Annotated in this window: 5 protein-coding genes; 3 read left to right on the top strand and 2 right to left on the bottom strand. The window is 70.8% G+C overall.

Translation table 11 applies throughout. The features are described 5' to 3' along the window. Positions 1–229: 229 nt before the first annotated feature. From ACWD0F_RS42865 to ACWD0F_RS42855, 3 genes are all read left to right on the top strand, one after another. Positions 230–13048: a hemopexin repeat-containing protein gene (locus ACWD0F_RS42865; RefSeq protein ID WP_449887439.1), complete on the top strand. Its 12819-nt coding sequence runs from the start codon at positions 230–232 to the stop codon at positions 13046–13048. Between the two features lie 70 nt (positions 13049–13118). Then, positions 13119–14882: a hypothetical protein gene (locus tag ACWD0F_RS42860; RefSeq protein ID WP_449887437.1), complete on the top strand. Its 1764-nt coding sequence runs from the start codon at positions 13119–13121 to the stop codon at positions 14880–14882. Positions 14883–14894: 12 nt separating this feature from the next. Further along, on the top strand, positions 14895–16202 hold the full coding sequence (locus ACWD0F_RS42855) for a hypothetical protein (protein ID WP_449887435.1): 1308 nt from the start codon (positions 14895–14897) through the stop codon (positions 16200–16202). 156 nt (positions 16203–16358) lie between these two features. Here the strand turns inward: ACWD0F_RS42855 and ACWD0F_RS42850 are convergent, their stop codons facing one another. Together ACWD0F_RS42850 and ACWD0F_RS42845 are read right to left on the bottom strand one after the other, a co-directional pair. Beyond that, positions 16359–20210: a S8 family serine peptidase gene (locus ACWD0F_RS42850; protein WP_449887433.1), complete on the bottom strand. Its 3852-nt coding sequence runs from the start codon at positions 20208–20210 to the stop codon at positions 16359–16361. A gap of 204 nt (positions 20211–20414) precedes the next feature. Next, on the bottom strand, positions 20415–23267 hold the full coding sequence (locus tag ACWD0F_RS42845; protein ID WP_449887431.1) for a helix-turn-helix transcriptional regulator: 2853 nt from the start codon (positions 23265–23267) through the stop codon (positions 20415–20417). Positions 23268–23302: the final 35 nt, after the last annotated feature.

The raw sequence follows: 23302 nt of genomic DNA, 5'->3' as shown, positions 1-23302 counted from the left end.
CGGGGCGGCCCTTCCTCATAACGGGGCGGCCGTTTCTCCTGGACGGCCGCGGCCTGACGACCGGGTGAACGGACTGTCACCGCCCCCCTCAGGTGCCCTGAACTGGAATCTTCGGCGGGAAACCAAATGGAGCAAAGGTGTCACCATCCGGGTAGATAGCCCTTCTTCTCCGGATCGGCGAGCATAAGGCGGCCGAATCGGGGGCTTACTCACGGAGGGGACCTTTCGCGTGCGCAGCGATGCCTCATTACCGAGCTATCAACGTCTTTTCGGACAACTCGACCTGCGGGCAGGAGATGAGGCCCGGTCGGTCTATTCGCCGGCGGCCTATCTCACCGACCTGCTCACCTTCCTTCGGGCGACCTTCCACGACGTCTCCCTGCTGCGGCGCCGGCCGGGCATCGGGAAGGTCAAACTCGACGCGGACGGCACCTTCACCGCGCTGCCCTACCTCGACATCGTCAACGAGGTGCTCGAAGCCCTGGTGGGCGAGCGGCCGTACGAGGAGATGAAGGCGCTCGGGCATCCGTACGACCTGTTCACCCTCGACGCCGCGCGGTTCACCACCTACCTGAAGTACCTGGGTGCCGACCCGGTCGAGTTCTACCGGCTGTTCGCCGCCACGGTCGACCGCGACCGGGTGACCCGCGACTACCTCGGGCTGACCACGGAGGACGTCGACCTCCTCTCCGTCCCGGGCCCCGACGCCCCCTCCCTGGCCAAGGCGTACGGCCTGGCCGAGGGGGAGCTGATCTCCGTGCTGTACGACGTCGACCGGTTCCTGACCGCGACCTCGCTGACCGGCGAGGAACTGCGCGAGCTGCTCTACCAGGACCCCGAGCTGAAGCGGTCCCGGAGCGGGTTCTGGGTGCACCAGGGCGCCGTCGTCGACGTCGGCGACGACGACCGCACGCTCGTGCTGCGTCCCGGCGGGCCGCCGCCCGACGAGTGGCTGGACCGCGCTCACCGCTTCATCCGGCTGGCCCGCAGGACGGGGTTGTCGTTCACCGACCTCGATCGGGTGACCGCCGCCGTCTCCACCGGGCTGCAGCCGGTCGCGCTGCGTGCCGTGGCCGCCGCGATCCACCTGCACCGCACCCACGACGTGCCGTTCGACCTGATCGAGGCGCTCATCACCGCGACGCTGCCCCACGAGATCAAGGACGGCCCGTTCCCCGCCGGGGACATTCTGGCGCCCCAGAACCGTCCGTATCGCCGTAATTTGGCACGTTCCATTGACTTGGCGGAGACAGAGATTGTCGAGGTGGTCCGTCGCCTCCGCGCGCGGTACGCGGGCCCGCTCGAAGAGAGCCCGTTCGACCGGGGCATCGGCCGGCCCGGCCTGGTCGTGCTGCACCGGGTGGCCCGGCTGACCGGCGCCCTCGGCATGTCCGTCGAGGAGCTGTTCACCGTGCTGGCCGCGCTGGAGGCCGACCCGGCCATCGAGCGCCACTCGACCTTCCCGGTGCTGCCGGTGCTCGACGGCCGGCCCGGCGTCCACCGCCTGCTCGAAAGCGACGAGGACCCGGCCGGCTCGCTCTGGCTGGCCCAGACGGTGTTCGAGGTCGTGGCCTGGATGCGGACGTGGGGGTTCGCCGGCGACGACCTCACCGCCATCCTCGGCGAGCCGGCCACGCCCGAGTCGGAGGAGGAGCAGGCCCAGGTCATCGCCGGGATCGCCGAGCAGTTCGCCGGCGTGGCGCTGATCCCCGAGGTGCTGATCTCCGACCGGTTCGACGAGCGGGCCGCGCACGTCCTGCACGGGGTGCTGACCACGTACACCGACGGCGTGGTGTCCCCGCACGACCCGCGCCTGCTGCGGATCGACCCCGCCACCGTGGTCACCGCCGCCTACCACGCGGTCGGCGACCTCGCCCTGCTGACCGAGGGCGACTTCCGCGGCCTGGGCCTGGGCGACCGGCTGGCCGGCAAGATCTACGCCAACCTCGTCATCCGGGGCGTCGTCCAGCCCGACGGGCTGCTCGCCACCGAAGAGCTGCCCATGGAGCTGACCCTGGCCGGCAGCTTCGGCATGTTCCGGGAGACCCTGTTCGGTCTCATCGCCGGGCTTGACGGCCTCTTCTACCCCTCCGACCTGGCCGCCGCCCTGCCGCAACTGTCCGACGCCGACCGCGCCGAGCTCTACGACAACCTGGTGCACAACGGCTACCTCACCGAGGACGGCGAGGTCCTCGACCCCGAGCTGTTCGCCGATCCCGAGCAGGCCGCCGGCTTCCGCGTGGACGCGCCGCTCGACGACGTCGAGCCCCCCGTGCTGGCCCTGTTCAAGGCGCGGGTCGAGGGCTACAGGACGGCCCGGATCCCGCTCGACCCGGCCGCCTTCGGCGAGCTGGAGCTGACCGCCGAGCGGTTCGCCGCGCTCACCGAGAGCCTGCGCTTCAACGGCGTCGTCGACGAGGCGGGCGTCTACCGCGACAAGGCCGCGGTGGCCGCGCTCGACCTCGCCGACCTCGGCCTCGCCCTGGAGTTCTACCCGGTACGGCGCATCGTGCTGGGCGCGATGCAGGCCCAGCTCGCGGCGGCCAAGGCCGAGGCGTACCTGTTCACCCCCGCCGACTTCACCGGCCTGGCCGACGACGCCATGGCCGCCCGGGTCGTCGGACGGCTGGCGGGCGAGGTCACCGACGACGGCCGCGTCAAGGAGGAGGTACGCCACGAGTTCGACGACGTCGAAGGCACCTTCGACCTGGGTGACGGCTTCACCGGCGAGGACGGGGAGCTGGTCTTCGCGCGCATCGCGGACATCACGCGGGGCCAGGCGCCCTACCGCCTCGACCTCGCCGCCGTCACCGAGCTCGGCTTCGACGACGACGAGCGCTCCCGCCTGGTCACGATGCTCATCGACGCCGGGCACCTGACCGAGACCCTGAGCGTGCCCGAGCGCCGGCTGGCCTACTTCCGCACCGTCACCAGCGCGGTCGACTTCACCCTGCCCGGCGTGGACGACTACGCCAAGGACGTCTTCTTCCTGCTGCACGCGGTGGCCAAGGAGCAGGTGGCCGCCATCGGCGAGCTGGCCGGCGTGCTCGGGGACCTGGCCACGATCCAGCACGACGCCCTGCTCACCCTGCTCCAGGACGTGTTCGGCGTGTCCGGCCCCGTCATCGAGGCGATCGGCGCGGCCGTGGCGCCCGGCGCGCTCGACGTGCTGGTGGCCCCCGCACTCGACGGCGGCACGGCCGGGCCCGACTTCCGGCGGGTCTACCGGCGCTTACGCCGCTTCGCCCGGCTGGCCGGCAAGCTCGGCCTGGACGCCGACGAGGTCACCGTGGCCTTCCACGATCAGGACCTGGTCGGCAAGTTCCCCGAGCCGCTGGTCCTGCCGCCCGGCCATGACCGCTTCGACGCGCTGCTGACCGGCCACGACGGCGTCATCTACCTGTTCCACGACAGCGTCTACTGGACCTACTCGGCCCGGACCCTGGCCCTGACCGACACCAGGGAGAAGCCGCTGACCGAGCTGTCACCCCACTTCGCCGGCCTGTCCGCGATCGACGCGGCCTTCACCCTGCCCGACGGCACCGAGTGGATCGTCGGCCGGGGTTACCCCGATGTCTCGTTGTGCTTCACCCGCGAGCCCGGCGGCACCCGCTGGGCGCCGAAGGAGCGGGTCTGGGGCAAGGTGCGCAACAACTTCGCCGACCCCAAGAAGATCGACGGCGCCTACGTGGACGCCGAGGGCCGCACCCACCTGTTCGCCGGCGACCAGTACCTGCGCTACTCCGGCGACGACTACGGCGACGCCGACGAGGGCTACCCGAGGGCGATCACCGAGTGGTGGCAGGGCGAGACCCCGCTGCCCGAGGCGTTCCGGGACGCGGTCGACGCCGTCTTCCACGGCCACGACGGCAGCACCTACGTCCTGTCCGGCGACCGCGCCTTCGACGGGGTCACCGAGCGGCCGCTCACCGAGCGGTGGGGCCGCGTGCTCAACGCCTTCGACGGCGCCGAGCGCATCGACGCGGCCTACGCCGACGGCGATGGCTACCTGCTGTTCGCCGGCAACCAGGTGGTGCGCTACACCGACAACCCGGAGAACGACGGCGTCCGGGTGGCCGAAGGTTACCCGCGGCGCATCGAGACGTGGCGGTCCGACGTGCCCGTCGAGTTCGAGGGCGCGGTCGAGGCGGCCTTCGAGGACGGCTCCGGGACCGTCCACCTGTTCAAGAACGGCAAGACCACCGCCCTCAGCGGGCCCGGCGAGTCCGGTGAGTCCGGCGTGCCCGAGGTGACGCCGACCGCCGAGAAGTGGGGGCTGCAGGCCGACGTGCTGCCCCGCGGCCGGGTGGACGCCGCGTTCGTCGGGCTCGACGGCAAGACCTACCTGTTCAGCGGCGACCGCTACATCCGTTACTCCAGCGCCGACTACTCCGTCGTCGACCTCGGCTATCCGCGCGCCGTCACCGGCGACTGGGGCGGGCTCGACCGGGTGGACGCCGCCTTCGTGATGGACGGCTCGGCCCACCTGTTCGGCCCGGTCGGGCTGATCCTCGATCTGCCCGCCGCCTTCGACGCCGGACTGGCCGACGGCGCCTGCTCGCCCGCGCTCCGCCGCCGCCTGCAGGACCACGGCGTGGCCGTCGGCCCGGCCGCCGCCGTGACCGGCGCCTCGCCCGAGTGGCGGGTGAGCGCCGAGGGCGGCATCGTGCTGACCCTGCGCCGCGCCGGTGACCGCCTCCGGGTCTACGGCGACGACACCCCGTTCTACGTGCGCTACTCCACCCGCGACTACACCAAGCCGGACGAGGGGTTCCCCAAGCCGCTGGCGGAGAACTGGCTGAACCTGCCCGACGCGTTCACCAGCGTGGACGCGGTCTTCACCGGGGGAGACAACCAGACCTGCCTGTTCAGCGGTGGCCAATTCGCCGTCTTCGACCACCGGCACCGCTGGTGGTCGGAGCCCAGGGACCTGCTCGCGCGCTGGGACAGCATTCCGTTCCGCCACGTGGACGCCGCGTTCGTCGGCAAGGACGGCAAGACCTACGTCTTCTCCGACGATCAGTACGTCCGCTACTCCACCGCCGACTACACCGAGATCGACGACCGCTATCCGGCGGACACCGCGCATTTCTGGGGCAACGTCGCCAACACGATCCAGCGCACCGGCCGGGTCGACGCCACCCTGGTCATGGACGTGACCGAGAAGATCGACGGCGCCGACGTCACCCACACCTACACCTACCTGTTCAGCGGCTCCCAGTACGTCCGCTACCGCGACCACGACTACCGGGCGATCGAGGACGGCTATCCGCGCGCCCTGTCGGCGCTGGCCAAGGAGCCCCGCCTGGGGGCGCTGAAGGTCACCCTCGACGGGGTGGACGCGGCGTTCGCCGACCGGCGCACCGTCTACCTGTTCAGGGACGGCCAGTGGCACGCCGTCTCCGACGGCCGCTACCGCTGCTATGAGCTGCCCGGCATCACGGCCGCCTACGCCGACCAGGGCTCGATCATGGTGCAGACCGACCAGGGCTGGCGGCGGCAGCACGCCCTGGAGGGGCCCGTGCGCGGCGAGCCGGTCCGGCCGCCGGCGCTGCGCGGCGTCCCCGAGGGTTACCGGGACGGCCTCGACGCCGTGCTGACCGGGGCCGACGGGAACACCTACCTGTTCAAGGGCACGATGTGCTTCAACACGGCCATCGGCAAGGACTATCCGCTCGACGAGGAGTGGGGCCGCCCGCGTAACACGATTTATCAGGACAATGCGGTGGACGCGGCGTTCATCGGGCGGGACGGCAGGACCTACCTGTTCAGCGGGGACCAGTTCGTCGTCTACGGCGACTCGGCGGCCGTCATCGACGGCGAGCCGAAGTCCATCGCCGAGCACTGGGGCGGGCTGACCAATGTCGCGCTGGCCTACCACCGTGGCGGCACGACGTACCTGTTCGAGCGGCCGGGCCCCGACGGCACGACGCGTTATCTGGTCTACACCGGCGAGGAGGGCCCCTACGAGCGTCCCGACCCCGGCTACCCGCTGATCACCGACGAGACGTTCTGGAAGGCGCCGGACGGGTTCCCCATGCCCGACGCGGTGTTGTTCGAGAACCAGACGATGGTGCTGCTCAGCGGCGAGCGCTGCGTGCAATTCAGCGAGGCCACCGGCCAGTGGTCCTACCCGCGGCCGATCGAGCGCGTCTGGCGCGGCTTCACCGTCGCGACCGGCGACCGGCTGCGGACGGCCTTCACCGGGTCCGACGGGGCGACCCACTTCTTCTTCACCGAGACCTTCACCACCTACGCCGGCCGCGCGTTCACCGCGCCGGTCCAGATCCGCGAGCGCTGGGGCCGCTCGGTCAACCCGTTCGGCTCGGCCGTGGACGCGGCGGTGGTCTTCGGCGGCCACACCTACCTCTTCGGCGGCAGCCGGTACGTCCGCTACACCGGTCCCGGCTACCGCTACGTGGACGCCGGCTACCCCAAGCCCGTCGTGCGCGAGCTCCGCAGGGAGGCGGCCTTCGCCGGGTTGCCCGAGTCCTTCGACGACGCCGTCGCCCAGCACGGCGTGGACGCGGCGGTGGCGGGCGGCCGCACCGCCTGCCTGGTCACCGGCCCCCTCGTGCACGCGGTCTCGACGTCGCCGGTGGCGACGTACCCGATCAGCCTGCTGGGCAAGGTGCGCAACACGATCGCCGACCGCAAGAAGGTCGACGCCGCGCTGGTACGCGACCGGCACACCTTCCTGTTCTCCGGCGACCAGTACGTCCGCTACACCGGCGCCGACTACCGCTACGTGGACGAGGGCTACCCCCGCACGATCGAGGGCGACTGGGGAGCTCTGCCGGCCGAGTTCGAGGACGGCGTGGACGCCGCGTTCCTGAAGGACGGCAAGGTCTACTTCTTCAAGGGCGCCCGCTTCACCGTGGACGGCGCCGCCGACCTCGTCAGCGCCCGGTTCGGCCGCATCCGCAACACGTTCGCGGCCACCCCGTTCATCGACGCCGCGTTCGTCGGCCGCAAGGGCGAGCTGTACGCCTTCGCCGGCGACCAGTACGTGCGCTACCTGCCCGGCAAGCTCGACCTCGCCGAGCCGGGCTACCCGCGCACCATCGACGACGACTGGGGCGATCTGCCGCAGCCGTTCGAGGAGGGCATCACCGGCGCCTTCACCCTGGGCGAAGCCGTCTACCTGGCCAAGAACGACCAGTACGTGCGCTATTCGGGCCGCCTGGACGTGCTCGACCGCACCTTCCCGCAACCGTTCAGGCACCGCTGGTCCGACGCGGCCGACTATCGCCTGACCGACATGCACACCATCGTCGCCTTCGCCGATCTCAGCCGGCGCCACCCCGGCCTGGCCGGGCTGCTGGCCAAGGGCGCGGCGGAGCCGTACGAGCGGCTGTGCGAGCTGTTCCCGTGGGACCTCGACGAGTTGCGCTGGGTCAAGCGCAACGCACGCCTGATCACCGAGTTCCCCGCCGAGGAGGACCGGTTCGAGATCGAGTTCCTGCTCAAGCTCACCCGCCTGTTCGCGGTCGCCGCCAGGATGGGCGCCGGCCCGTCGGCGCTGCACGGCGCCACCGCCGACACCCTTCTGGCCCTGCTGCCCGAGGCGGCGGTCCCGCTCGCGCACAACGACCTCAACGTGCGCAGGCGCGACGCGCTGGTCCCGGCGGTGCTGCACCTGCACCCCGATCTGGCCGACGCGGCCGAGATCTACGAGCACGCCCTCATCGACATCGAGATGGGGCGTGAGGGCACCACCTCGCGGGTGCGCGAGGCCATCGCGGCCACCCAGCTCTACCTGCACCGCTACCTCCTGGACCTGGAGGAGCTGAGCGCGGAGGAGGACGTCAAGCCGAAGCTGCGCACCTGGTGGCAGTGGCTGAAGAACTACCGGATCTGGGAGGCCAACCGGAAGGTCTTCCTCTACCCGGAGAACTACCTCCGCCCCGAGCTGCGCGACACCAAGACGCCCGCGTTCAAGGCGCTGGAGGACGACCTGCTGCAGGGCGAGATCACCGCCGACACGGTCCAGGGCGCCTACAAGCGCTACCTCGACGAGTACACCGAGGTCAGCCGCCTGGCCATCGCCGGGGCCTACGTCTACCGCGCCGACGAGGACACCGGCGGGACCCGCCGGCTCGTGCTCTTCGGCCGGACCCGCACCGATCCGCGTCGCTGGTACTTCCGGGAGGCCGCGTTCCACGACAGCGAGCGCCTGTCGGCGAGCTGGGAGCCGTGGGACCAGGTGGACGTGCAGATCGACGCCGAACGGGTCGAGCCCGTGCACGCCTTCGGCCGCGTCTTCGTCTTCTGGAGCCTGATGGAGGCGGTCGCGCCCGACACCGGGAAGACCGTCATCACCACCAGGACGGACGGCGACCACCAGAACGTCTCGGCGCCGCCGCCCCAGCACCGGGTGCGGATCTTCTACTCCTTCCAGAACCTCAACCGCGAGTGGGTCGCTCCGCAGGCGTTGCCGCCGGGGCCGCCGCACGACGGCGTCGTCACCGTCGAGTCCATGTTCGTGCAGGCCTCGGCCACCGTCCCGGGCGCGGACACGCACGACTCGATCGTGGTCTCCTGCGCGTACACGATCGGCGAGGAGAAGCACGACTCCTCGTTCGTGCTCACCCCCGAGCTGTACGCCCTGCCGATCGACAAGCCCACGCAGCCCGCCACGCCGATCGACGCCGGCAAGGTCTTCGCCGAGCCGGTCGGCGCGGTCGTCCCGTTCAACATGCCGGCCGGATCGTCCGACGGGCCCTGGTTCAGCGTCGACCACAAGGGCGGCAGCTTCCTGGTGCGCCCGGTCATCGCCGACCCCGGCGGAGACCCGCCGGTGCAGGACCTCAAGGACAACGGCAAGCGGCTGCCCGAATGGACGAGCATCGACGCCGCGTTCGAACTCGGGGACCGCTACTTCTTCACCAACGCCACCGAACCCGCCGAGTTCCTGGTCACCACCCAGCCCAGCACGGCGAAGACGAAGGCGAGGGCGAAGTCGAGGGCCAAGGCGAGCGCCGAGCCGGCCGCCGAGCCGACCGCGAGCCGCTGGGGCAACGTGCCCGACCGTGAGCTGGGCAAGAACGGCCGGGTCGACGCGGTGCTGGTACGCGGCGAGTTCACCTACGTGTTCACCGGCAACGAGTACTACCGCTACCAGGGAGCCCTGGTGGACGCGCGGATGGATCTGGGCTACCCCAAGCAGCTCAGCACCAACGACGAGAAGATCCCGCGCTGGACCACGATGGGCGCCGTGTTCACCTGGAAGGGCGCGGAATACTTCGTCAACGGCGACGACCACGTCCAGCGCGACGTGACGACCGGCAACCTGAGCACCGGCCGGCCGCGCGACAGGTGGCCGATCCCGGAGCGGGCCCGCGTGCGGGCCGCGCTGGTCAAGGGCGGCGCGCTGTTCCTGATCCACGGTGAGGCGTACACGAAGGTCACCTCCGGCCGCTCCGACGACGACTACACGCACGAGCTCAAGGACAATCCCGACCAACTGCCCACGACGCTCCGGGCGGCGGCCGACGTGAACGGGACGCCGTACTTCTTCGGCGAAGAGACCTACACCGTCGGCACCGACGCCACCCAGCACCAGAGCCGCGCGCTCGGCAAGATCGCCACGGCGCTCAACACGACCGGGGCGGTCGGCGCGGCCTGGGTGTCCGGCGACCACCTGTTCCTGACCAGCGGCCGGGAGTATTACCGCTACACCGTCGACGGCACCGACATCCCGGAGCTCACCGACCCCGGCTACCCGCAGGCGCTGCCGCGCGCCGTGGACGCCGTCTTCCAGCGCGGTGACCAGCGCTACATCCTCAGCGGCACGGAGTACTCCGTCATCCCCGCCGCCCAGGACCCCGCGAAGCTGGGCGACTTCATCCCGATCGAGGGCAACTGGCGCTCGCTGCCGCCCGACTTCACCACCGCCTACAGCGGCGCGCTGGACACCGCGTCGGAGCTGTACCTGTTCCTCGGCAGCCGGTACGCCGTCTATCCCAAGACCGGCGTGCTGCTGCGCCCCTACGAGTTCGTCACGCTGCCGCACGAGATCGTCCGGCTGACCTCCAGCACGGCGTTCGAGCTCAATCGCAGGCTCCTGGTCGGCGGCGTGCCCGCGCTGCTGGCCCCGGAGACCCAGGAGATCGACGAGCTGCCCGCCTTCAGCACCGAGACGGCGGGCTCCACCACGATCCTGGTGCAGCCCGAGGTCGCCGGCGTGCCGGTCAGCACACACCTGGACTTCCAGAGCGCGGGCGGCCGCTACTACTGGGAGATCTTCTTCCACGCGCCGCTGCTCATCGCCCAGGCGCTCAACGCCGCCCAGCGTTTCGCCGACGCCAAGACCTGGTACGAGTACGTCTTCGACCCCACCGAGGCGGACCGCTACTGGCGTTTCCTGCCCTTCCTCGCGATCGACCTGCGGGCGCTGGTCGCCGGCTGCCGGATCGACCTGGCGAACCTGCCCGCGGAGGTCGGCCAGGACCTGCGCCCGATCCTGGCCGACGTCGAGTCGCTGGCCCCGGTCTTCGAGCACGCCCGCGCGGCCACCACCGCCGACCTGGACCTGCTGGACGGCCTGGCCGACCGGGCCCGGCCGTTCGAGGTGCACGACCGGCTGCGCGAGAAGATGGGCATGATCGCCCGCCTGCGCCGCCAGTACGACCTGATGGGCGACCACGAGGCCCTGCTGCGGGCCTACCGGGACGACCCGTTCGACCCGCACGCCATCGCGGAGCTGCGCCCGGCCGCCTATCGCCGGGCCGTCGTGATGGCCTATCTCGACAACGTGCTCGACTGGGGCGACCTGCTGTTCCGCCAGTACACGATGGAGAGCCTCGACGAGGCCAGGATGCTCTACATCCTGGCCTACGACCTGCTCGGCCGGCGCCCGCAGAGTGTCGGCCCGCGTCACCTGTCCCAGGCGAAGACCTACGACGAGCTCGACCCGGCCGCGTCCGACGGCGTGGCCGCCGAGGTCGTCACCGCAGGCGGCACGCTGCTCGACGGCATGGGGGCCATCCACCGCGGCGTGGCCAACCCCTACTTCTTCATCCCCGGCAACACGATGCTGGGCGACTACTGGGACCGGGTCGAGGACCGGCTCCGCAAGATCAGGGCCTCACTCGACATCCTGGGCGTCAGCCGCCCGCTGCCCCTGTTCGAGCCGCCCGCCGACGTGATGGCCCTGGTCCGGGGCGCCGCGGCCGGGCTGACCCCCGACCAGGTCACGGCCGGGTTGTCGGCGCCGGTCCCGCACTACCGGTTCGGCTTCCTGTACCGCAAGGCGCAGGACCTGGTCGATCGGCTGCGCGGCTTCGGCGGCGAGCTCCTGGGCGTGCTCGAACGCCGTGACGCCGAGGAGCTGACCCTGCTGCAGACCCGGCAGGAGGGCAACATCCGGCAGATGACGCGGGCGGTCCGCGAGGCCCAGGTCGAGTCGGCCACCGAGTACCTCGCCCAGGTCGAGGCGTCCCGCCAGGCCGCCGCGGCCCGGCAGGAGTACTACGAGAAGCTCATCGAGGCGGGCCTCACCTCGCTGCAGCAGTCCCAGATCAGCGCGATGACCCACGGCGTCAACTCGCACTTCGCCGCCGCCGGGCTGAAGATCGGCGCCGCCATCGCCTACGCGGCCCCGCAGGTCCTGGCCGGTCCGTTCATCCTGGGCACCATGATCGGCGGCGAGCAGGTCGGCAAGGTGCTGGACACCGGCGCCGAGATCGCCGAAACCCTCGGCGAGGCCTTCAGCGTCCTCGGCGAGCTGTACGGCGCCCGCGTCGAACAGGAACGCCAGGAGGGCGACTGGAACTTCCAGGTCATGCTGGCCAAGGCCGACCAGCGCGAGCTGGGCCACCAGATCGCCGCCGCCGAGGCGAGCCTGCTGTCCGCCCGGCGCGAGCTGGAGATCACCGATCAGGAGATCACCGACCTGGAGGCCGTGGCCACGTTCCTGTCCGGCAAGTTCACCAGCGCCGAGCTCTACCAGTGGCAGGCCGGCCGCCTGGCGACGATGTACTTCGCCTCCTACGGCCTGGCCCACGAGATCGCCAAGGCGGCCGAGCGCGCCTACCAGTTCGAACGTGGCGCGTCGGAGTCGTACATCCAGCCGGTCTACTGGGAGAGCCGGCGGGGCGGCCTGCTGGCCGGGGAGGCCCTGGCGGTGGACGTCGAACGCCTCGGCCACGCCTACACCTCCTCCGACAACCGCGGCCTGGAGATCACCAAGCGGATCTCCCTGCTCCAGCTCGACCCGCTCGCGGTGCTCGCGCTGAAGAACGAGGGCCGCTGCGAGTTCACGCTGACCGAGGAGTTGTTCGACCGGGACTTCCCCGGGCACTACCGGCGGCGGGTCAAGACCGTCTCGGTCGTGTTCGCCGGGCCGGAAGGGCAGCTCGACGTCAACGCCGTGCTCACCCAGACCGGTCACAAGACGGTGCTCACCCCCGACGCCAAGGCAGTGCGTTACCTGCTCGACGCCAAGGGGGACGCGCCCGCGTCGGTCCGGTCGGACTGGCGGCCCAGCCAGCAGATCGCCCTGTCCGACACCGAGGAGCACCGCGACAACAACGGCCTGTTCGAGCTGCGCTTCGACGACGAGCGCTACCTGCCCTTCGAGGGCACGGGCGCGGTCTCGACGTGGCGCATGGAGATCACCGGCCGGCGTCCCTACGACCTGTTCGACGTGACCCTGCTGGTCAAGTACACCGCCGAGCAGGGCGGCGACGTGTTCGCCAACGCGGTGCGCGGGATGCGGCGGCCGTACGCGGCGGCCCGCTACATCGACGTGGCGGGCGAGTTCCCCGAGCAGTGGCAGGTCTTCGCCGACGGCGGCGATCTGGTGTTGCCGATCGTGCCGGAGATGTTCGCCGACATGATCGGGGACCAGATCACCGGCATGTACGCGCGCTACGACGTGGCCGACTGGGGCTCGGCCCGGCTGCGCCTGAACGGGCAGCTCATCGACGACGGCAAGGCGCTGCGCATCCCCGGCCTGCGGGCCGGGGAGTGGACGCTGACCGTGGACGGCGAGCGGGAGGCCCTGATCAACGTCGGCCTGGTCCTGACCTACCGCGCCGGCTGACATCGCGACATCGCCGGTCCGCCCCCGGGCGGACCGGCGGACCCGCTACCCGCCCTACCTGAGGTGAGCCATGAAGAAGGACAAGGTCAAGCCCAAGCTGAAGCTGCTGCCCAGTCTCTTCGGGAAAAAGAAGAAGACCGTCACGCCGATCAGCGACAACAACCACACGATCACCACACCGGTGCAGCGGCCCCCCTCGCCGCGGATCATCACGAACACGACGCCGCAGCAGACGGTCCCGCTGGTCCCCAACCGGCCGGCGCAGCAGCCGATCGTGGCCGGGCCCACCCGCCCGCGCGGCCGGGTGCTCGTTCCCCTCAGCCCGGAGATCATCATCCGCACCGACGACAAGCCCGCGGAGCAGAAGGAGACGAAGGAGCCGGTCCGGCGCCCCGATCAGGTCATCGAGCCGGATGACGACAACGCGGTCGAGCAGGTGATCAGAGAGGCTCTCGACGACGCGGTCCAGCAGATCGGGACCGGTGTGTCGTACGTGATGGACATGCACGGGATGCCGCTCATCGTGGACTACACCCCGATCGAGAACCTGAGAAAGGGCGAGGAGGCGAAGTTCATCGACCAGAGGGTGATGCAGATCCTGGGGCGGAACTTCCGGATGGGCGAGAAGTTCATGGCGGCGATCGGCAACCACGATCCCGCCATGGCGCAGTGGCTGATGCGGGCGCTCTGTCTCATCAGCGACAACTACGAGACCCTCCAGAAGCTGGGGGTGCGGCCCGAGGCCATCGTCCAGCGCCTGATCAAGATGACCAACAAGCAGATCAGGATGTCCATGGCCGCGCCCAACCGAGGGTTCGAGATGCAGGTCCTCCAGGTCGGCGGCCTGATGCGCGAGAAACTCCTGATGGACTGCGTCATGCCGGACCGGCGGACGAAGGAGTGGCTGATCACCATCTACAACCCCGGCGCGAATCCGCACAAGCCCATCGGGGAACTCGATCCGCATACCCTTCGCGACCGGATGCGGATAGAGCTGGTCAAGGTGGTCAGCTCCGAGTACAAGATGTGGCGGACCAACTCGGGAAAACTCACCGAACCGCACAAGCTCGAAGACATCGGGGTGATCGGGAACTTCATCCAGAAGTTCCTGAAGGACCGGTTCGGCGACTTCGCGCTCTCCGCCCTGGAGAGTCCTTACTACAAGGGCTGGGCCTACAGCAAAGAGCTGGTGAGCACGGAGAGCAAACCCGGCGACCGCCCGGAGCTGCTCGGCTGGCTCATGAACCGTGGCGAGCTGGTCGGCTGGGGCAAGAACTACGGCCGTCCCTTCGTGGCGGCGAACTTCGACCCGTCCCGGCGCGAGGACAAGCTCGTGCTCCAGGCCATCTACGACGAGTTGCTCACCGACCCGAGATTGGTGAAGTATCTCAAGGCGGTCAGCCAGCTCACCGCCTGCCACTCCAAGGGCCAGGGCAAGATCATGGTGCAGCCGTGGTACCAGAACACGGCGATGGTCAGCAAGGTCAACTTCCGCTGGCGGCGGGCTCGTACCCTGATCCACGAGTTCCTGCACGCCCTCACCCACGAGAAGCTCTATGCGGTCGTGGCCGGCCGCAAGCAGATCCTCACCGAGGGCTTCACCGAGCTGATCACCGTGGAGATCTTCACCGAGCTCATCGCCGTAGTGCGGCAGGACGAGGCCACCCGCAAGATCATCCTTGGTGACGAGGAGTTCGCCGAGCCGAACCCCTCCTACCTGACCCTCGGCTATGCCGACGCGGGAACGAACGCCCAGTTGATCGCCGACAGCCTGTCCATGAACAACATCAAGGCCGCCTACTTCCTGGGCGAGACCAAGCTCATCGGCCTGTAGGGAGCGGAGCCCATGTCCCTCGTCAAGACCAAACGCGACGCCGTGCTCACCGGGCCCGACTCGATCACCAGCGCCGAACCCGGGCTGGACGACCTGATCGCCGAGCAGGGCGCCGAACAGTCCTTCCGCTCCCTGGAGACGGAGCTGCGGGGGGAGGTGGCCGCGGACTACCCGTCCCGCTGGATCGACGTCGCCGCGTACGACCCGGCCGACCAGCGATGGGTCATGCACGGCCTGAACCTGCTGGTCCGCAACGCCGCCGGAGCCGGACCCGAGTTCGACGGCCTGCGGGCCTCGTCCCTGCTCGTCGATCTGGCCCGCGAGCACCGCTTCGACCCCGGCACCTCCGGCGAGCCCTACGCCTACGAGATCCTCACGCTGAGCGGCTGGCTGGAGAGCGCCCTGCCCGCGAGCCTGACGACGCCCACCGCCCCGGCGCTGGCGCGGCTGGCCGAGATCTACGGGCCGGCGGCCGCCGGCCCGTTCGACCCGGCGGCGCTGACCTCGGCCGTGCTGCCCGCGCTGACCGGCCGGCTGGCCGAGCAGCGCACCTGGTGGGCGGCCGAACCGGCGGAGCCGGAAGACCTGACGTGGATGGAGCGCACCGCCCGGTCCGTGCAGTCCTTCGTGCGCGACAACACCGGCCTGTTCACCGGCGCCCGCGCCGACGGCCCGCTCAACGACGGTTTCGCCCTCGACGAGAGCGTCATCGGCGCGGCCGCCCGGCTCGACGACGACACCAACCGCCTGGACTTCCTCCGCGCCCAGGTGCACCTGATCGGCCGTGATCCGGCCTACGGCGCCGCCCTGGACGCCCTCGGCTACGACCACACCCAGGACGGCGAGGCGCTGGACGACCTGCTGCGGACGTGGCTGGCCGACGACGCCGAGCTGGCCGCGCTGGTGGGCGACCTGATCGGCCGCACCCCGGCGCACCGCAACGGGGCCACCGGCTGGATCTACCTGCCGGACCTGCTGCCCGGCGCGGAATGGGGGCCGCGGGCGGCCTGGCGGCCCTCCCTCTACCGGGCCATGCTGCACGAGCTGCTGCACGGCCTGGCCCATCCCGGCTACGTGGCGGCGGCGAGCCGGGTGGCCGACCCGCAGATCCTCGACGAGGGCTTCGTCGACCTGCTCACCACCGACTTCCTGGAGCTCTCCAGGACCGACCCCGACCTGGGCGGGCTGGTCCCCGACGACGTCTCGGCCGGCTACGGGAACTCGGGCCGGGCCGCGATCGAGATCCAGGACCTGGTCGGCCCCGACAACGTGCGGGCGGCGTTCTTCCTCGGCCGGACCGAGTTCATCGGCCTCGTCTAACGCCCTCGGCCTCGTCTAACGCCCTCGGCCTCGTCTAACGCCCTCGGCCTCGCCTGACACCCTGGGCCGAGTTCATCGGCCTCGCTTGGGCACCCCGGCCGAAACGACGATGCCGGGAGCGTGGCGCGCTCCCGGCATCGTCCTACTTCAGGGTGTTCACCTCAGCGTGAACGCCCGGGTGGTGGTCTGCTCGACCTTGTTGCCGTCGTTGTCCCACGCCTCGGCCTTGAGGCTGACGGCGCCCTTGGTCTGGGCGAGCGCCGGGTAGGTGAGCGTGGTGGTGTACACGCCGTCCCTGCCCTTCTTGACCGACGCGTTCTTCCAGGTCTGGCCGTCATCGGTGCTGTAGGAGAGCTTCAGCCCGGCGATGGCCGGCAACTTCTCGATGGACGGCGCGTGGTTCACGTCGATGTCGAACGTGTGCTTGCGCCCGGCCTGGACGCTGTTGTCCAGCGCCTGGGTGTCCCCGAGGTCGTAGCCGACGAACACCAGCGGCTGGGGCCCGCACGGTCCGGTCAGCTGCGGCAGGAGCGCGCAGGTGTGGGTGCCGGTAGCGGTGTCCTTCGCCCGGGCCTTGGACCGGAACGTCCACACGTTGCTGTTGCTGCGGGCGATCTGCTCGAGCCGGTAGACGCCTTCCTCCTTCGGCAGCTGGTACATCGGGTAGATGCTGCCCTGGTAGCGCGGGAGCGCCTGGCCGTCCTTGGACAACTTCGCGAGGGCGCTGAAGTAGACGTCCTCTCGTCCCTGCCGGCCGTCGCCGTTCACGAGGCTGAAATTGGCCAGGAAAATATCGCCGGCCCGGCACATCGGGCATTCCAGCCGGTATTGCTGCCCGGGCAGCGAGGGCATGATCAGGCTTCCGGGGGTGAGCACGCCCGCCCCCCAGTTCCGCGTCTCCTTGCCGGGCTTCTCGATCGTCGTGACGATCTTGAGGGCCTCGCCGCCGCCGGTGTTCACGATGCCCAACCGGAGCGTGTCCGCGGAGAACCCGCTGAAGTACTCGGGCCGCTGGGCAGGTCCGGTGAAGCCGAAGGCCACCGAGAACGACGTCGTCTCCAGGGGCTTGAAGCTGTGCCAGGTCTCGGTCTGCACGCCAGGACCGTCCGGAGTGTGGAAGTCGGTGTCCACGGTCCGCAGCCGGTTCTGGGAGTAGCGGTAGGTGAGGTCGCTGGGGATCTTGCCTTCCTCGTACTCCTGCAGCTGGTAGGTGTAGTCGATGTCGGGAGTGCTGGTGATCTCAAGGGTGACGGGGCCGCGGGCCATCTGGGTACGCAGCTTCTCCGCGGCGGTCCTGGTGATCTGCACCACCGGGAGCTCCGTCTTGCCGGCTCCATGGTTCGAGACGGGGGTCTGGCAGGGGGTGACCGAGCTGTCGGCGAAGAGCACGATGCCCACGGCGCCGGCGGCCTTCAGCTGCTGGACGCGGTCGATGGGGATCTCGCAGTACCCGGTCGGGCCGACGACGAGCAGCGCGAGCTTCCCGCGAAGGTCGGTGGCGGCGATCTCCTCGGGACCGGCGGCGCCGACGTAGGCCAGCTTGTGGCGGCTCAGCCCCGCCGGGAAGGGGACCTCCTCCGGACCCAGGCTCTGCCCCTTGTCGAAGTACTCGTTGGTCATGGATGCGATGGAGTACTTCTGCGGGGCCACGGCGCGCACGGCCACCTGCTCGTTGGTCGCGGTGAGCCGGGTCGAGAACAGGAACTTCCCCTTGGTGACCTTCTGGGTGGGGGAGACGTACCGGTCTCCGATCCCGAGCAGGCCCATCTCCCCCGAGGTCACCGGGCTGCCGTCCCATGCCGTGCGCACAGTGGTGATGGCGCCGACAGCGTGCCTCAGGTCGATCGGCTTCGGGGTGTCGTAGCGCAGGAGAACGGCCTTGCGGGCGTCCAGGGTGACCTCGGCCCCGCTCTCCGGGACGACGACCTCGGGATTCAGCAGCGTGGCGACCGGGCCGGGCCCGCCGTCGGACGACTGGTGCACGATGCCGGCCGAGACGGAGTAGGTGCCGGGCTCGACCAGGTACTGGTAGGCGCCGTCCCCCAGGTAGGAAGCCCCGCGAACGCCGTAGACGTCGGGGACGTCGACCGAGCTCGCCCCGGTGAAGAACTCCATGGCCCCCGGGGCCTGGCCGTTCCTGTTGATGGCGTGGACGGTCAGCGGGACCCGCTTGGGCCCGCGCACCAGGCCGATCGGGGTGGTGACGTGCACCCCCGCGGCGTCGGCGGCCACCAGGGCGCCGGTGTAGCTGCCCTTGACGAGACCGTCCGGGTGCAGGGTGACGGTGACCTCGGCGGTTCCGCCCGCCGGGACGGTCACCGTCGGGGCGCTGGTCGTCAGCGTGCCCGTCGTGTCCTTCATGGTGGCGTCGAGCGTCAGGGTCACCTCGGCGTCGCCGTCGTTGGCGTAGGTGACGGTCCTGTCCACGGTCTCGTTGTGGTCGACCGGGATGTAACCGAAGTCGGCGTTGGGGGTGGTGGCGGTCACCTTCTGGGAGACGGCCCGGGCCACGTCGACCCGGCCGGCGCCCTGCTGGTAGACGGTGTGCCCGGCGTCCTTGGCGGTCGACATGAGCGCCGCCTTGAGCCGTTCGCCGCGCCAGTCGGGGTGCACCTGGGCGAGGATGGCCGCGGCCCCGGAGATGTGCGGGGTGGCCATCGAGGTGCCCGAGGCCGAGGTGTAGAGGTCGTCGACGGGGGTGCCCATGGTGGTGCCGGCCGCGCGGGCGGCGATGATGTCCACGCCCGGTGCGGCGATGTCCGGCTTGAGCGCGCCGTCGTTGACGCGCGGCCCCCGGCTGGAGAACTCCGCGAGTGCGTCGGCCTTGTCGGTGGCGGCCACGGTCAGCGCCGACGCCGCCGAGCCGGGCATGCCGACGGTCTCCTTGTCGGGCCCGGCGTTGCCGGCGGCGATGACGAACAGCGCGCCGGTCGACTCGCTGAGCTCGTTGACGGCCTGCGAGAGCACGTCCGTGCCGTCGCTGGGGTCACCGCCGATGCTCATCGAGACGATCTTCGCCTTGGCCTCGCCGACGGCCCACTCCATGCCGGCGATGATGGCGGAGCTTTCACCGGATCCCGCGTTGCTGAGGACCTTGCCGATGGCGAGCCTGGCGCCGGGCGCGACGCCCTTCCGGGAGCCGTCGGAGGCGGCACCGGATCCGGCGACGGTGGCGGCGACATGGGTGCCGTGGCCGTGGCCGTCGGTTTCCTCACCGGGGACGAAGCTGCGGCTGGCGACGATCTTCCCGGCCAGGTCGGGGTGGGCGGCGTCGACACCGGTGTCGAGGACGGCGACGGTGGTGCCGGAGCCGTCGTACCCGGCCTTCCACGCCTCGGGCGCGCCGATCAGCGGCACGCTCTCCGCGAGGTCGACCTTGACCTTTCTGTCCAGCCAGACTTTCCCGATGCCGCCGGTCAGCGACTTGAGCTGCTTGCCGGGCGTCGCGGCGCTCTGGCCGCGCAGGGTGGACCAGAAGGTCGGCGCGCTGTCCTTGTCCACGGCCACTGCGGCGCCGTGGATGCTGGGCAGCGACCGCTCGGCGGTGCTCGCGGGCAGGGCCTGCGCGGTGGCCGCGACCGAGGCCTGCGGCGCGTTGCCCTGGTACTGCACGATCAGCGGCAGTTGCTGGTCAGCGTCGTCGGCGAAGCCGTTGGCCGCCAGGTATCGCACGTCGAACAGGCGGCGCTCCAGCAGCCCCGCCTCGACGGCGGGCTGCGCGTCGTCCGGGATCACGAAGATCCCTTCCGGGCTCGCCTCGCTCCGGAAGTTCGGGGTGCTGCCGTCCGGGCGGCGGAGGGCCTCGGGGGTCGCGGTGTAGCGGCCGCTGCCGTCCTGGGTGAGGTGGACGGTGTCCCCGGTGATCAGGGTGACGGTCCACTGATGGGCGCTGGAGCCCTTCAGTGCGGTGACGTCGTTCTCACCCTTGGGGGCGGCGTTCGCGGCCCCGGGAGCGAGCAGGCCGGCGACCAGCGCCGTGACGGCGGCCCCGACTAACACTCTGGACATGATGCGTTCCTGTCTTCTTGCTGAACGGGGGACGGGGCGGCGCCTGCGGCGCGCCTCAGGCGTCGACCCAACTGTCATCGAGCTCGGGCGCCGGTGCGCTCTCGGCATCCTGCTCGTGGTCGTCCTTGTCTTCGGGAGCACGCTCGGGCATGTGACAAGAGTCAAGGATGTGACAGGGAGTTATCTATGGGGTGAATGACCCATTTATTGCAGGTCGGCCAGGCGGTGCGCGATCGCGGCACGCGTGTGCAGGCCCAGCTTGCGCATCGCGGCGGCCAGATGTTTCTCGACGGTCTTCGCCGACACGAAGAGCTCCTTGGCGATCTCCTTGTTGGTCAGGCCGGTCGCCGCCAGCCTGGCCACCTCGCTCTCCCTTGGTGACAACTCCGAGCCGTAACCGCGGGGGCCGCCCCGATGGCGGGCCGGCGCGGACAGGCCCCACTGCCTGCCCAGCTTGGTGGCGCGATCGAGATCCCCGTGGGCGCCGAGCTCGCCGTACACCTCGACGGCGGCCGCCAGCAGGCCGGCGGCCCGCTCGTCACCGACGCCGAACAGCCGCAGGGCGGCCTGCTCGCGCGCCTGCGCCGCCTCGTAGGGAGCGGGGAGCCGGTCGTATGCGGCGGCGGCGGCCGTGAACCGTCCGGCGTCGCCCGTCAGGAAGCCTCTGGCGTGATCGAGCGCCGCCGCCGCGAGCGGGGCGTCCAGCGGGGCGAGCTCCCGATCGAGGCGCGTCACCAGCTCGGCGGCTTCCTCGGCGCGCCCCACACTGACCAGGGCCTCGGCCAGAGCCGGGACCGCCCGCACGCCGACCGGCCACAAGCCCTTCTCCGCCCACAGGGCGAACGCCTTGGCGGTGCTCGCCATCGCCGCGTTCACCCGGCCCTGCTCGGTGGCGAGCCTGAGCAGGGCGCTCGCCACCAGCGGCACCATGTCCCCGGAGCCCCCTTCGAGTCCCTCCCGCACCAGGTCGTCGAAGCGGAGGCCGTCGAGCCGGCCCTGCGCGAGCGCCAGGCAGGCCCCGACCATCTCGGTCCTGACCCGGTAGTAGCGCTGCTCGGCGAACCGATCCAGCAGGAACGCGACCTCTTCGTCCAGCCCGTGCCACGAGCCGCTGCAGTAGGCCTGGACCGCGAGGTTCACCCGGCATCTGTACTCGGTCAGGCGGGTGACGTCGTGCCTGGCCGCCTCCGCGAGCGCGGTGAGCAGCAACTCCTTCGCGGCGTCATGGTGGCCGGCGAGTACGGCGACCTCACCGAGGGAGTTGTAGGCCACCACCTCCCACCGATTGGCCGGGCGGCGCCCGGTCTGCTCCAGCATCTGCTCGGTCAGCGCGGCCCGGCGCGGGTCGCCGACAGAGGTGAGGACCATGGCGGCCTTGCCGAGGACGGAGACCCGCCGCTCGGGCTCGGCGATCGCCGGGATCAGGTCGAGTGCCCGGTCGAGCCAGGACAGATGCTCGGCGAGCGTGATGCCGTCGGGGCCGTTCGGGATGCTCAGCCCCACCATCGCCGCGGCCGCCAGGGCGGGATTGTCCGCCAGCTCGGGGACGGCGTCGGCGATCCGGCGGGATCGTTCCCGCAGCGCGCCCGACCTTTCGAACTCCAGGCCGATGAGGAAGTTCAGCTCGCCGCGCACCAGACCGGCCGGCTGCCGTGCCGCGGCCCCGCCCAGCAGGTCGATGACCTCGCCGGGAGGGAGCGTGTGGCCGGCCGCCCAGCCCAGCCGCACCGCGAGCCGGCCCTCCCTGGCCGGGTCGAGGGGCGCGTGCCGGAGTACCGCTTCCAGCAGGCGCTCCGCCTCGGCGTCGTTGGCCAGGGCGACCGCCTGGGTCGCGGCCTTCTCCGCGGCGTCGACCCAGGCGTCATGGTCGCCGGCGAGGCGGAGATGGTGCGCGATCTGCCCCAGAGGCTCGGGACGCTGCCGCGACACGGCCGCGACCGCGCGCGTGTGCAGCGACTGCCGTCTGGGCAGCGGGATGCTCTCGTACACCGCTTGAACGGCCAGGGCGTGCCGGAACGCCGCGGTGCCCGCCCGCTCGATGAACAGGCCGCGCTCCAGCAGCTCGTCCAGGCCCGCGCGGGCGTCCTCCGGCCGCGCGTGGCAGGTGGCCACGAGCACGGACACCGGCACGGGCACCTGCAGCACGGCCGCGGCCTCCGCCACCGCCTGGGCGTCCCCGCTCAAGCCGCGCACGCGCTCCAGCACGGAGTCGCGCACCCCGGCGGGGACGTCCAGCTCGTCGATGGTCTTCCGGGCCCACCCGGTGCCGTGCTGGATCAGCATCCCGCGGCCGCGCAGCAGCGCGACCAGCTCCTGGATGGCGTACGGCAGGCCGGAGGTGCGCTCGCACAGATAGGCGGCGAACTCCTCCGACACCTTCGCGGTGCCCAGGATCGAGGCGGTCAGCTCGTTGGTCTCGCTCACGTTCAGCGGTGAGAGGACGATGTGGGCCGGTGTCACCTCGGCGCGCCGCCGGGTCATGAGCGCCCTGATGCCCGGCCCGACCTCCTCGCCGCGGAAGGTGAGCACGAGGGCGAGCTCGGCCGGCGGATCGGCCAGCAGGTAACCGAGGAAGTCGACCGTCTGCTCTTCGGCCCAGTGCAGGTCCTCCAGCACGAGCACCACCCGGCCGAGCGCCCTGAGCAGCTCCGCCAGCCCGCGGAACACCCGATGCCGGCGGCCGGCGGGGTCGTCGAGCGGCTCGGGCGCGGGCGGCAGGAAGGGAGCCAGCTCGGGCAGCAGCGGATGCAGGGCGCCGGTCACCGGTGACAGGAGAGCCTGGTCCAGGTGCGCGCCGGCGCCGCGCAGCGCGTCGAGGAGGGGACCGAGCGGGAACGGCTCGCGGATCTGCACGCAGGCACCGACGAGCAGCAGGCGACCCTCGCGCTCCGAGGCCAGCTCACCGACGAGCCGGGTCTTGCCGATCCCCGCCTCGCCCTCGATCAGGACGACGGCCGGGGCGCGCGCCACCACCGACAGCAGGCGCCGCAGCTCCGCGGCTCGGCCCACCAGGACCGGTGAGATCACCCGGTCTGCGATCACATCAGCGTTGTTCATGGTCAGTGCCCATTGAAGCGCCCATTATGGCGGTT

Source organism: Nonomuraea sp. NPDC002799 (genome assembly GCF_053592075.1).
This window is presented reverse-complemented; position numbering and strand designations above follow the sequence as displayed.

Bases quoted from the DNA above. Each gene is read 5' to 3' on its own strand.
- ACWD0F_RS42860 (WP_449887437.1), top strand. From the start codon at position 13,119: ATGAAGAAGGACAAGGTCAAGCCCAAGCTGAAGCTGCTGCCCAGTCTC.
- ACWD0F_RS42855 (WP_449887435.1), top strand. From the start codon at position 14,895: ATGTCCCTCGTCAAGACCAAACGCGACGCCGTGCTCACCGGGCCCGAC.
- ACWD0F_RS42850 (WP_449887433.1), bottom strand. From the start codon at position 20,210: ATGTCCAGAGTGTTAGTCGGGGCCGCCGTCACGGCGCTGGTCGCCGGC.
- ACWD0F_RS42845 (WP_449887431.1), bottom strand. From the start codon at position 23,267: ATGAACAACGCTGATGTGATCGCAGACCGGGTGATCTCACCGGTCCTG.